Genomic DNA, 12808 nt, shown 5'->3' on the forward strand with positions numbered 1-12808 from the left:
GAAGGGAGCGATGTTCAACGCCTTCGAGGAACTGTTCGCCCCCGGTCGCAAACACACCCGTGACGAGCAGAAGCGCCTGGAACTGACCAAGGAGGACGTCGGCGACTCCGACCCGGGACGCGGGCCCATAGACCTCGCGTCCGGGAAGGTCACGGTGCGCCCGCCGACGCCGCCGGAGGAGGCCGACGAGACCGACGAGGACCCGGGGCCGGCTAGCTGATCCGGAGTTCCAGTATGCGGTCGTCTCCGTCCTTCGGGTTGCGCCGGCCGTCCGTGTTGCTGGTGACCAGCCACAGCTTGTCGCCGCCCGCCGGGACGACCGTACGCAGCCGGCCGTACTCGCCCTCCAGGAAGGCCTCCGGTTCCGCTGAGGCCGCCGTGCCCTTCAGGGGTATGCGCCACAGGCGCTCCCCTCGCAGGCCCGCCATCCAGATCGACCCCTCGGCGTAGGCGATGCCGCTCGGCGAGGCCTCGTCCGTGCTCCACTGTTCGATCGGATTGTGGAAGCCGCCGTCGTCGGACCGGCCCTCCGCCTCCGGCCAGCCGTAGTTGTCGCCGGGCTCGATCGCGTTGAGCTCGTCCCAGGTGTGCTGGCCGAACTCCGAGGCGAACAGCCGCTGTTCGGCGTCCCAGGCCAGGCCCTGCACATTGCGGTGGCCGTACGAGTACACCGGGGAGCCGGAGAAGGGGTTGCCCGGAGCCGGTTCGCCCTCCGGCGTCAGGCGGAGGATCTTGCCGCCCAGGGACTCCTTGTCCTGCGACAGGCCCGTGTCCCCGCTCTCGCCCGTGCCCACGTACAGCATCTTGTCCGGGCCGAAGGCGATCCGGCCGCCGTTGTGGATCACGCCCTTGGGGATGCCCCGGAAGACCGTGTCGGGCTCGCCGAGCTGTTCTCCCGCGGGCCTCTTCTCGTCGTAGAGAACGCGGACGATGCGGTTGTCCGAGGCGGAGGTGAAGTAGGCGTAGATCATGTGGTCCGACGCGTACGCGGGGGAGAGGGCGATGCCGAGGAGGCCGCCCTCGCCGGACGGCGACACCCCCGGCACCTCGCCCAGCTCGGTCTTCTTCCCGGACTCCGCGTCGATCCGGGTGATCGTCGCCTCGTCCCGGGACGACACCAGGAGGTCGCCGCCCGGAAGGGGGGCCAGGCCCCAGGGGCTCTCCAGGTCCGTCGCGACGGTGCGGGTCACCTTCACCGAGCCCTTCGCCGGTGGTGTTTCCTCCCCCGTCCGCTCCGGGGCCGACGACCGCGTCGCCGTGTCACTAGGGGTGGCGCTGCCGTCCCCGGCGGCTGCTCCTCCGTCGTCGGAGGAGCAGCCGGCCGTCAGCAGGAGCGCGGCGGCGGCCAGTACGGCCGTCACGGCTCGATGTCGCACGATCTTGTCCCTTCGACGCGGCGGGTTCTACTTGTCATACACCGCTCGCGCCTCACAGGTTCCCGAACGCCCGAGCCCGAACCCCTTGTTCAGTCCCACGACCCCTGTGCCGCGGGCAGCGCCGCGATCTCCGTGAGGTCCTGTTCCGTCAGGCGGAGGTCCGCCGCCGCCGCGTTCTCCGCGACCCAGCGTTCCCGCTTGGTGCCGGGGACCGGGATCACCTGCGGCCCCCGGCTCAGCACCCAGGCCAGGGCCACCTGCGCCGGGGTGACCTGCTCGCCGTGCCGGCGTGCGACGCGGCGCAGGCCGACCACGATGGGCTGGTTCGCGGCCATCATCTCGGCCGTGAAGCGGGGGTGCCGGGCGCGCAGATCGTCCGCCTCGAAGCCCACGCCGGGCGTCAGCGTCCCGGTCAGGAAGCCGTTGCCCAGCGGCATGGCGGCCAGGAACCCGATCCCCCGGGTCCGGCACCACGGCAGCAGCGTCTCCAGTGCCTCAGGCGACCACACGGACAGCTCCGCCTCCACCGCGCTCACCGGGAAGACCTGCTGCACCCGCTCCAGTTGCCGGATCGTCGCGTCGTGCAGCCGTGCCCCCGGCCGCCGGGACGAGCGTGCGCCCACCGCGCACAGCCCCAGCGCCCGTACCTTCCCCGCCTGTACGAGCTCCGCCATCGCGCCCCAGGTCTCCTCCACCGGGACCTCCGGGTCGGCGCGGTGCAGTTGGTAGAGGTCGATGACGTCGGTCTGGAGCCGGCGCAGCGACGCGTCGCAGGCCCTTCTCACGTATCCGGGGCGGCCGTTGGCCACGATGTGCTGGTCGCCGACCAGAAGACCGACCTTGGTCGACACGAAGGCGTCGGAGCGCCGCTCCTTCAGCACCCGCCCGAGCAGCAGTTCGTTGGTGAACGGGCCGTACATGTCAGCGGTGTCGAGGAGGGTCGAGCCCGCGTCCAGCGCCCGGTGCACCGCCCTGAGCGACTCCTCGCCGCGCTGCCGGGACGTGCTGTAGGCCCAGCTCATCGGCATGCATCCGAGTCCTACGGCCCCCACCGCGAGCGCCGCCGCGCCGATCGTCCTGCGCTCCACCTGCCCGTGACCCTCCCTCTCCGGCTCCCCAACCTAACCTCTGCAGCCGACAGGCCCTGAACGAGGGCCTGTCCGGCGGATCATCCCGGGGACGCGGGGTCTGGCACGCCCATCTGCAGCGTTGTCGTCGGTCGCCGACTCCCCCACTCTCGACTCCGCTCGAGCGGGGGGACCCCCATCGCGTCGACTCCCTCCTCCGCCTTGCGGCTGGTCGCACCAGACCCCGCTCACCTGGGTTGCACGGCGCCGCCCGTTTCCCCCGACTTGATCCGCCGGACAGGCCCTACCCTCCCGACCATGACTGCTGCTGACGTATGGCTTCCCATCCCGCCGGACGAGGTCGACGGCCTGCCCGAGGGACCGCGCTACCTGTTCTGGGACGGCGGTGAGGAGTTCCCCGCCGATCCGGCCGACTGCGCCTTCTACGTCGTGCCGTACATGAAGCCCGCGGGGGTCGGTGTGCGGCCGATGCCGCTGATGCGTTCGGTGCGGGTCGTACAGACCCTGTCGGCCGGCACCGACCATGTGGAGCCGGGGCTGAGGCACCTGCCGGACGGCGTGCGGCTGTGCAATGCGCGCGGGGTCCACGAGGCCAGCACCGCCGAGCTCACGCTCGCGCTGATCCTGGCATCCCTGCGCGGTATCCCCGGCTTCGTGCGGGCGCAGGACAAGGGGAAGTGGCGGGGCGGGTTCCGGCCCGCGCTCGCCGACAAGAACGTGCTCATCGTGGGGTACGGATCGATCGGCGCGGCGATCGAGGACCGGCTCGTTCCGTTTGAGCTCGCGCGGGTGGCGCGCGTCGCGCGCTCCGCGCGCACCACGGAGCGCGGGCCGGTGCATCCGCTCACCGAACTGCCCTCCCTGCTTCCCGAGGCCGACGTCGTCGTCCTCTCCACCCCGCTGACCGAGACCACGCGGCACCTCGTGGACGCCGGGTTCCTGGCCCGTATGAAGGACGGCGCCCTGCTCGTGAACGTGGCCCGCGGGGGCGTCGTCGACACCAAGGCCCTGCTCACCGAGCTGGAGAGCGGACGCATCACCGCGGCGCTCGACGTCACCGATCCCGAACCGCTGCCCGCGGAACACCCCTTGTGGCGGGCCCCGGGGGTGCTCATCACCCCGCACGTCGGCGGACCCACCTCCGCGTTCCGGCCGCGCGCCGAGCGGTTGCTGCGCGACCAGTTGCGCCGTTACCTGAACCAGGAGGAGCTCGCCAACGTGGTCCTGGTGACGGGAGCGGAACCCGTCTAGTCCGCTTCGCGTACCGTCCGCGTTTTCCCGGGCGCGGTGGGTATTCATATATCAGGTGATCGTTACGGAGCGTAGAGAACCTATGTCCCTGAGTGACGAGACTGGTGTATCGTCCCGACAGGGGCTGCGCCGCTGACCAACGGCGCGGGGGATGGACACGGAGACTGCGAGGGGGGCGACGGGTGATGCACGGCCTAAGGACGAGCGATCCGATGCGGCGGAGCCGTCGGCGACGACAGGGGAGCGCGGACGCGCGCAGCCGCGGTCACCACGGCGGGCTTCGCACCCGGCACGGCGGCCGGCGCGGGCCCGGTCCCCACCACCACGGGCACACCGGCCGCAGGAGGCATGCCCACCCGGTGCTCCGGCGGCAGAGGGATCCGGGAGCGGCGCGGACCGGGAGGGACCGGTGAGCGCGCCGACACCGACCCCGACCCTCGACGGAGCGCTGCGCCCGGCGCCCGCCGCGCGGACAGGGCCCTCCAGTGCGCCGGCCGTCGACCGCCGGCCCGGCCCGGTGGCGCAGCTCGTCCTCGTCTGTGTGTGCGCGGCCTACGCCGTCGGGGCCGCGTTCGGCTGGGGCTCCGAGCAACTCGCGCTGATCATGGGCGACTTCGGGCTGAGCGCCGCCGCCGGTGCCGCCGCCGTGTCGTGCGTCGTCTACGCCCGCACCCCGGGCACCCGGTTTCGGCCCGCCTGGCTGCTGTTCGGCCTTTCCTCGGCCATGGCCTCCCTGGGCAATCTGGTCTGGGGATGGTACGAGGTCGTGCTGGGCGTGACCGTGCCGAATCCCAGCTACGCCGACCTGTTCTTCCTGTGCTTCGCGCCGCCCGCCATCGTGGGACTGCTGGTACTGGCCAAACGGCCCGTGAACAAGGCCGGCTGGGTCTGTCTCGCCCTGGACGCCTGGCTGATCGGCGGCTCCCTGCTCACGCTCGCGTGGAGCCTCGCCCTCGCCCAGGCCGCCCAGGCCGAAGGGCCGGGCGTCGCGCACACCGCGCTGTCACTGGCGTACCCGCTGCTGGACATCGCCCTGGTCAGCATGGTGCTCGCGCTGCACTTCCGGCGCTCGGCGGTGAACCGGTCGGCGGTCAACACCGCGATCGGCGCCCTCGCGCTGACCGTGATGTGCGACGCCCTGTTCACCTCACCGCTGCTGCACGCCGGGTACCGCTCCGGCCAGTTGCTCGACGCGGGCTGGTTCGCCGGCTCGCTGCTGCTGGCCTACGCCCCCTGGACCGCGCCGCGCGGCGGCCTGCCCGAGCGGGAGGGGCACACGAGAGTGGTCCGTGAGCATCTCCCGGGGCGGCGCGGCGTGCCGGACCACCGTCACCTGCCCGCGGCCGGCGGTGACCACGGCCGGTATCCGCTCTCCCGGCCGATCGCCGGGTCCCTCGCCGCGCTCACGCCGTACCTCGCCGCGGCCGTGTGCACCCTGGGGATCCTCTACAACGTCCTCAACGGCCGCAGCGTCGACCGGGTGGTGCTGATCACCGGGGGGACCGTGGTGCTCGCACTCGTGGTGCGCCAGGGCATCATGCTGCTCGACAACATCACCCTCACCCAGGAGCTGGCGCAGGCGGAGAACCACTTCCGCTCCCTGGTGCAGGGCTCCAGCGACGTCATCATGATCGCCGCGCCCAGCGGCATCCTGCGCTACGTCTCGCCGGCCGCCGCCGGGGTGTACGGCCGTTCCGCGGAAGACCTGGTGGGGACGGAACTGGCCGCTCTGATCCACCCGCAGGACCTGGGCAGCGTGGTGCACGAGGTGCGCCGCTTCCTTGCCGCGGACCCGGTGGAGGAACCCACGACCCGCATCGAGTGCCGCTTCCGGTCCGGCGGCGGGGGAGGCTGGCTGAACGTCGAGTCGACCGTCAACCGGCACCACGGCGGCCTCATCTTCAACAGCCGTGACGTGACCGAGAGAGTCCGGCTCCAGGCGCAGCTCCAGCACAACGCGGAGCACGACCCGCTCACCGACCTGCCCAACCGCGCCCTGTTCACCCGGCGCGTCCAGCAGGCGCTGTCCGGCCGCCGCGCCGCGGATCGCGGGACCGCCCTCCGGGGCACGGCCGTGCTCTTCATCGACCTCGACGGCTTCAAGGGCGTCAACGACACCATCGGGCACCAGGCCGGGGACGAACTGCTCGTCCAGGCCGCCCGCAGGCTCCAGGACGCGGTCCGCAAGGGCGACACCGCCTCCCGGCTGGGCGGCGACGAGTTCGCGGCCCTGATCGCCGGGGACGGCGTCCGTGACCGGGACGCCCGGGAGCGGCACATGCTGGAGCTCGCCGACCGTCTCAGAGCGACCCTGTCCCAGCCCTATCTCATCGACGGCAACGATGTCCGGGTCAATGCCTCCATCGGCGTGGCCTTCGCCGAACCGGGCCTCGGCGCGGGCGAGTTGCTGCGCAACGCCGATCTCGCGATGTACCGGGCGAAGGCGGCCGGCAAAGGCCGCGTGGAGCTGTACCGGCCGCAGATGCAGCAGGACGTCATCCGCAAGGCGGAGCTTGCCACGCGGCTGCGCGCGGCGCTGCACCACGGCGAGTTCGCCCTGCTGCACCAGCCGGTGGTGCGTCTGGCGGACGGCCGGATCACCTCGGTCTGCGCGCAGGCGCGCTGGCGCTCCTCGCAGGGTGTGCTGTTCACGCCCGAGGAGTTCCTGCGGGTGGCCGAGGACAGCGAGAAGACGGCGGAGTTGGGCCGCTGGGTCCTGGAGGAGGCCGTGGAGCAGGCTGCCGAGCGGCATGCCACGGGCCTGCCCGTGCCGGTGGCCGTCCGGCTGAGCGCGCGCCGGCTGCTGGACCGGTCGCTGCCGCTCGGCTCGATCGAGTCCCTGCTCACCCGGCACGGGCTGCCGTCCGGCTCCCTGGTCGTCGAGCTGGCCCATACCGACCACCGGGTCCCGCTCGACGAGCTGGAGCGCCGGCTGGCCGTGCTCAGGCGGCTCGGCGTCCGGATCGCGCTCGACGGCTTCGGCGGCGGGCTGGCGGCCATCACGGCCCTCAGGCGGCTCCCCGTCGATGTGCTCAAGCTCGACCGGGGCCTGGTCGACGGCGTCGCGGAGTCCGCACGGCTGTACAAGATCACCCGCGGACTGCTGCGGATCGCCTCCGACCTCGGGATGCAGTCCGTGGCCGTCGGCGTGGACCTGCCCGAGCAGGCCGTGGCCCTGCGCGCGATGGGCTGCACCCACGGACAGGGCATGGCCTTCTCCGGACCGCTGGACGAGTACCGGCTGCGCAGAGCGCTGGCCGCCGGCCACTACCCGGTGCCGCACGGACCGGCCGAGCCCGTGCTCGCGGGCGGACCCGGGGTGTACGCCACGGGAGTGACCGCCGTACTCAAAGCCGGTACGACCCTTCGCTCACATGGTGAGACTCCCGTCCCACCCACTTGACAGTGGGTGTGCGCCGGGGGGAGGGTCAGTGCCATGCGCACCCGAATTCTCGTACTTGGACAGCGCGTCGGCTGACGCTGAGCGATCGCTCAGCGACCACCACCCGACGCGCTTCCCCTCGCTTGCCTCCTGGCACGAGGGGTTTTTTGTTGCACAGGCACCTGCCGAGCAGCACGCGTAACCCGCACAAACTTCGCCAAAACCCTCAGCATCGAGAAGAGAAGCCGATGACCGAGCAGGCCACCGGGGCCCATCACCCGCAGCCGCGGCCCCGACCCGGAGGACAGTCAGCCCCCGTCGAGCACGTGACGGGGGCGCAGTCCCTCATTCGCTCTCTCGAGGAGGTCGGCGCCGACACGGTATTCGGCATTCCCGGCGGTGCGATCCTTCCCGCCTACGACCCTCTGATGGACTCCACCCGGGTGCGCCACGTCCTGGTCCGTCACGAGCAGGGCGCCGGCCACGCGGCCACGGGTTACGCACAGGCCACCGGCAAGGTGGGCGTCTGCATGGCGACCTCCGGACCCGGCGCCACCAACCTGGTCACCCCGATCGCCGACGCGCACATGGACTCCGTGCCCATGGTCGCGATCACCGGCCAGGTCGCGTCCAAGTCGATCGGTACGGACGCCTTCCAGGAGGCGGACATCGTCGGCATCACCATGCCGATCACCAAGCACAACTTCCTGGTCACCAAGGCCGAGGACATCCCGCGGGTGATCGCCCAGGCGTTCCACATCGCCTCCACCGGCCGCCCCGGCCCGGTGCTGGTCGACATCGCCAAGGACGCCCTCCAGGCGAAGACCACGTTCTCCTGGCCGCCCACCATGGACCTGCCCGGCTACCGGCCCGTCACCAAGCCGCACGCCAAGCAGATCCGGGAGGCCGCCAAGCTGATCACCGCCGCCAGGCGGCCGGTCCTCTACGTCGGCGGCGGCGTCCTCAAGGCCCGCGCCACCGCCGAGCTGAAGGTCCTCGCAGAACTCACCGGAGCTCCCGTCACCACCACCCTGATGGGACTCGGCGCATTCCCCGACAGCCACGAGCTGCACGTGGGGATGCCGGGCATGCACGGTTCGGTCACCGCCGTCACCGCGCTGCAGAAGGCCGACCTGATCGTCGCCCTCGGAGCCCGCTTCGACGACCGCGTCACCGGCAAGCTGGACAGCTTCGCCCCATACGCCAAGATCGTCCACGCCGACATCGACCCGGCGGAGATCGGCAAGAACCGCGCCGCCGACGTGCCGATCGTCGGTGACGCCCGCGAGGTCCTGGCCGACCTCATCCAGGCCGTCCAGAAGGAGTACGCCGACGGCAACCGCGGCGACTACACCGCCTGGTGGAAGGACCTGAACCGCTGGCGCGAGACCTACCCGCTCGGCTACGACCTGCCCGAGGACGGCTCGCTCTCCCCGCAGCAGGTCATCGAGCGCGTCGGACAGCTCGCCCCCGAGGGCACGATCTTCGCGGCCGGCGTCGGCCAGCACCAGATGTGGGCCTCGCACTTCATCCAGTACGACAAGCCCGCCACCTGGCTGAACTCCGGCGGCGCCGGAACCATGGGCTACGCCGTCCCGGCCGCCATGGGAGCCAAGGCCGGCATGCCCGACCGCGCGGTCTGGGCGATCGACGGCGACGGCTGCTTCCAGATGACCAATCAGGAGCTCACCACCTGCGCCCTGAACAACATCCCGATCAAGGTCGCCATCATCAACAACGGCGCCCTCGGAATGGTCCGCCAGTGGCAGACCCTCTTCTACAACCAGCGGTACTCCAACACGGTGCTGCACTCCGGCCCCGGCCAGGATGCCGGCGAGAAGAGCGCCGGCACCCGGGTCCCCGACTTCGTGAAGCTGTCGGAGGCCATGGGCTGCCATGCCATCCGCTGCGAGGACCCCGCCGACCTCGACAAGGTCATCGAGGAGGCCAACTCGATCAACGACCGCCCGGTCGTCGTGGACTTCATCGTCCACGAGGACGCGATGGTGTGGCCGATGGTCGCCGCCGGCACCTCCAACGACACGATCATGGCCGCCCGGGACGTCCGCCCCGACTTCGGCGACAACGAAGACGACTGAGAGCCGTAAAGGAAGCAGATCATGTCCAAGCACACGCTCTCCGTCCTGGTGGAGAACACCCCCGGCATCCTGGCCCGGATCGCCGCCCTGTTCTCCCGCCGCGGTTTCAACATCGACTCCCTGGCCGTCGGGGTCACCGAGCACCCCGACATCTCCCGCATCACCATCGTGGTGAGCGTCGAGGAGTTCCCGCTGGAGCAGGTCACCAAGCAGCTCAACAAGCTCGTCAACGTGCTGAAGATCGTCGAGCTCGAACCCGGGCAGGCCGTCCAGCGCGAACTCGTTCTGGTGAAGGTGCGCGCCGACAACGAGACGCGGTCCCAGATCGTCGAGATCGTCCAGCTGTTCCGCGCCAAGACCGTGGACGTCTCCCCGGAGGCCGTGACCATCGAGGCCACCGGGAGCAGCGACAAGCTGTCCGCCATGCTGAAGATGCTGGAGCCGTTCGGCATCAAGGAGCTTGTCCAGTCCGGCACGATCGCGATCGGACGCGGCGCCCGTTCGATCACCGACCGGTCGCTGCGCGCACTGGACCGGTCGGCGTAAAGACACGGAACGGGCGGCCGGCCGAATGAAACGGCCGCCCGTATTCCGAGACTCCGAAACTTCCCGTCCCCCCGCCGTCATACGGTGGGACGCAACATCTGCACTCAAGGAGAGACCCAAAGTGGCCGAGCTGTTCTACGACGCCGACGCCGACCTGTCCATCATCCAGGGCCGCAAGGTCGCGGTCATCGGTTACGGCAGCCAGGGTCACGCCCACGCCCTGTCGCTGCGCGACTCCGGCGTCGACGTGCGCGTCGGTCTGCACGAGGGCTCCAAGTCCAAGGCCAAGGCCGAGGAGCAGGGGCTGCGCGTGGTGAGCCCGTCCGAGGCCGCCGCCGAGGCCGACGTCATCATGATCCTGGTCCCGGACCCGATCCAGGCCCAGGTCTACGAGGAGCACATCGCCGCGAACCTGAAGGACGGCGACGCCCTGTTCTTCGGTCATGGCTTCAACATCCGCTTCGGTTTCATCAAGCCCCCGGCCGGCGTGGACGTCTGCATGGTCGCCCCCAAGGGCCCGGGCCACCTGGTGCGCCGTCAGTACGAGGAGGGCCGCGGCGTTCCCTGCATCGCGGCCGTCGAGCAGGACGCCTCCGGCAACGCCTTCGCGCTGGCCCTGTCGTACGCCAAGGGCATCGGCGGCACCCGCGCCGGCGTCATCAAGACGACCTTCACCGAGGAGACCGAGACCGACCTGTTCGGTGAGCAGGCCGTCCTGTGCGGTGGCACCGCTGCCCTGGTCAAGGCGGGCTTCGAGACCCTGACCGAGGCCGGCTACCAGCCGGAGATCGCCTACTTCGAGTGCCTGCACGAGCTGAAGCTGATCGTGGACCTCATGTACGAGGGCGGCCTGGAGAAGATGCGCTGGTCGATCTCCGAGACCGCCGAGTGGGGCGACTACGTCACCGGCCCGCGGATCATCACCGACGCCACCAAGGCGGAGATGAAGAAGGTCCTCGCCGAGATCCAGGACGGCACCTTCGCCCGCAACTGGATGGACGAGTACCACGGCGGTCTGAAGAAGTACAACGAGTACAAGAAGCAGGACTCCGAGCACCTGCTGGAGACCACCGGCAAGGAGCTGCGCAAGCTCATGAGCTGGGTCGACGAAGAGGCGTGAGTCTCACGCCCGAAGGGCCGGAGCGGAATGCTCCGGCCCTTCGGGGCGAACCCGGGGTAACGTCGGTGGTACGGCGTTGTCCATCCTGTCCGGCCACGGACGGGTGATCCTTCCGAAGCGGCGTAAGACGACGCCCTCGGCGCCACTAGACTGCTGAACAACAAACGCGTCAGGCCCACAGCGTCGTGCGTCTTCCACGCGGCTAGCACTTCTTCACCGCCTGCGGCCGTCGGGACGGCCGTCCGCATTGGACTTGTGAGGACTCACGTGAGCTCGTACCCCAGTCGAAAAGCGACGGTTCTCATCGCCGAAGAGCTGTCGCCCGCCACCGTCGACGCGCTCGGCCCGGACTTCGAGATCCGCCACTGCAACGGCGCGGACCGAGCGGAGCTGCTCCCGGCCATCGCCGACGTGGACGCCATCCTGATCCGCTCGGCCACCAAGATCGACGCCGAGGCGATCGCCGCCGCGAACCGGCTGAAGGTCGTGGCCCGCGCCGGGGTCGGTCTGGACAACGTGGACGTCTCCGCCGCCACCAAGGCCGGCGTGATGGTCGTCAACGCCCCCACCTCGAACATCGTCACCGCCGCCGAGCTCGCCTGTGGTCTGATCCTCGCCACCGCGCGCAACATCCCGCAGGCCAACGCCGCGCTGAAGAACGGCGAGTGGAAGCGGAGCAAGTACACGGGCGTGGAGCTCGCCGAGAAGACCCTCGGTGTGGTGGGTCTGGGGCGGATCGGCGCCCTGGTCGCGCAGCGCATGTCCGCCTTCGGCATGAAGATCGTCGCCTACGACCCCTATGTGCAGCCCGCGCGGGCCGCGCAGATGGGCGTCAAGGTGCTGTCGCTGGACGAGCTGCTCGAGGTCTCCGACTTCATCACCGTCCACCTGCCGAAGACCCCCGAGACCCTTGGCCTGATCGGCGACGAGGCGCTGCGCAAGGTCAAGCCGAGCGTGCGCATCATCAACGCCGCGCGCGGCGGCATCGTCGACGAGGAGGCACTGTACTCGGCGCTGAAGGAGGGCCGGGTCGCCGGCGCGGGTCTGGACGTGTACGCCAAGGAGCCGTGCACCGACTCCCCGCTCTTCGAGTTCGACCAGGTCGTCTGCACCCCGCACCTCGGTGCCTCCACCGACGAGGCCCAGGAGAAGGCCGGTATCGCCGTCGCCCGCTCGGTGCGCCTCGCGCTCGCCGGTGAGCTCGTCCCGGACGCGGTGAACGTGCAGGGCGGTGTCATCGCCGAGGACGTCAAGCCGGGTCTGCCGCTGGCCGAGCGCCTCGGCCGGATCTTCACCGCGCTCGCCGGCGAGGTCGCGGTCCGCCTCGACGTCGAGGTGTACGGCGAGATCACCCAGCACGATGTCAAGGTGCTCGAACTCTCCGCGCTCAAGGGTGTCTTCGAGGACGTCGTCGACGAGACCGTGTCCTACGTCAACGCCCCGCTGTTCGCCCAGGAGCGCGGCGTCGAGGTCCGGCTGACGACCAGCTCGGAGTCGGGCGAGCACCGCAATGTCGTCACCGTGCGCGGCACCCTCTCCGACGGCGAGGAGGTCTCGGTCTCCGGCACGCTGACCGGCCCCAAGCACGTCCAGAAGCTCGTCGCGGTCGGCGACTACGACGTCGACGTGGCGCTCGCCGACCACATGCTGGTGCTGCGCTACGAGGACCGCCCCGGTGTCGTCGGCACCGTCGGCCGTATCCTCGGCGAGGCGGGCCTCAACATCGCCGGTATGCAGGTAGCCCGCGCCGCGGTCGGCGGGGAGGCGCTGGCGGTGCTCACGGTGGACGACACGGTGCCCGCCGCGGTGGTGGCCGAGGTCGCTTCGGAGATCGGGGCCACGTTCGCCCGCTCCGTCAACCTCGTCTGACACCCCCCCCGGAGCGGGACCTCAAGCCCCGCCCCCTGTTTCCGCGTGCGGAGCGCCGGACGGGCTGAGCCGATCAG

9 protein-coding genes are annotated in these 12808 nt (G+C 70.7%); 7 read left to right on the forward strand and 2 right to left on the reverse strand.

The window, feature by feature from the left end; genetic code table 11:
* Positions 1 to 10 precede the first annotated feature (10 nt).
* Positions 11 to 220 carry a DUF6191 domain-containing protein gene (locus AB0L56_RS12755; protein ID WP_361024824.1) on the forward strand — a complete coding sequence of 70 codons (210 nt, stop codon included), beginning with the start codon at positions 11 to 13 and terminating at the stop codon, positions 218 to 220.
* On the opposite strand, the gene AB0L56_RS12760 is transcribed toward AB0L56_RS12755, so the two are convergent.
* A complete protein-coding gene (locus AB0L56_RS12760) occupies positions 213 to 1376 on the reverse strand; it encodes a PQQ-dependent sugar dehydrogenase (protein WP_365422271.1) in 1164 nt (387 codons plus the stop codon). The two genes, AB0L56_RS12755 and AB0L56_RS12760, sit on opposite strands and share 8 nt — an antisense overlap.
* An 89-nt stretch (positions 1377 to 1465) precedes the next feature.
* The gene (locus AB0L56_RS12765) at positions 1466 to 2464 is read right to left on the reverse strand and encodes an aldo/keto reductase (RefSeq protein WP_361024818.1); all 999 of its coding nucleotides are present in this window, start codon (positions 2462 to 2464) and stop codon (positions 1466 to 1468) included.
* Positions 2465 to 2761: 297 nt separating this feature from the next.
* Here AB0L56_RS12765 and AB0L56_RS12770 point away from each other — a divergent pair, with 297 nt between their 5' ends.
* From AB0L56_RS12770 to serA, 6 genes are all read left to right on the forward strand, one after another.
* Positions 2762 to 3715, forward strand: a complete 954-nt coding sequence (locus AB0L56_RS12770) for a 2-hydroxyacid dehydrogenase (protein WP_365422275.1) — start codon at positions 2762 to 2764, stop codon at positions 3713 to 3715.
* A 409-nt stretch (positions 3716 to 4124) separates the two neighbouring features.
* A complete protein-coding gene (locus AB0L56_RS12775; RefSeq protein ID WP_361024812.1) occupies positions 4125 to 7118 on the forward strand; it encodes an EAL domain-containing protein in 2994 nt (997 codons plus the stop codon).
* Positions 7119 to 7345: 227 nt separating this feature from the next.
* A complete protein-coding gene (locus tag AB0L56_RS12780) occupies positions 7346 to 9196 on the forward strand; it encodes an acetolactate synthase large subunit (protein WP_361024809.1) in 1851 nt (616 codons plus the stop codon).
* Positions 9197 to 9217: 21 nt separating this feature from the next.
* Complete coding sequence (gene ilvN, locus AB0L56_RS12785; RefSeq protein WP_030216544.1) at positions 9218 to 9742, forward strand: acetolactate synthase small subunit; 525 nt, start codon at positions 9218 to 9220, stop codon at positions 9740 to 9742.
* A 121-nt stretch (positions 9743 to 9863) separates the two neighbouring features.
* Positions 9864 to 10862 carry a ketol-acid reductoisomerase gene (gene ilvC, locus AB0L56_RS12790; protein WP_365422280.1) on the forward strand — a complete coding sequence of 333 codons (999 nt, stop codon included), beginning with the start codon at positions 9864 to 9866 and terminating at the stop codon, positions 10860 to 10862.
* 267 nt (positions 10863 to 11129) lie between these two features.
* Complete coding sequence (gene serA / locus AB0L56_RS12795) at positions 11130 to 12731, forward strand: phosphoglycerate dehydrogenase (RefSeq protein ID WP_365422283.1); 1602 nt, start codon at positions 11130 to 11132, stop codon at positions 12729 to 12731.
* Positions 12732 to 12808: the final 77 nt, after the last annotated feature.

It is taken from the genome of Streptomyces sp. NPDC052079 (assembly GCF_040680275.1).
Lineage (GTDB): Bacteria > Actinomycetota > Actinomycetes > Streptomycetales > Streptomycetaceae > Streptomyces.

Excerpts from the sequence above, each read along its gene's own strand:
- AB0L56_RS12780 (WP_361024809.1), top strand. The coding sequence starts at position 7,346 with ATGACCGAGCAGGCCACCGGGGCCCATCACCCGCAGCCGCGGCCCCGA.
- ilvN (WP_030216544.1), top strand. The coding sequence starts at position 9,218 with ATGTCCAAGCACACGCTCTCCGTCCTGGTGGAGAACACCCCCGGCATC.
- AB0L56_RS12755 (WP_361024824.1), top strand. The coding sequence starts at position 11 with ATGTTCAACGCCTTCGAGGAACTGTTCGCCCCCGGTCGCAAACACACC.
- AB0L56_RS12770 (WP_365422275.1), top strand. The coding sequence starts at position 2,762 with ATGACTGCTGCTGACGTATGGCTTCCCATCCCGCCGGACGAGGTCGAC.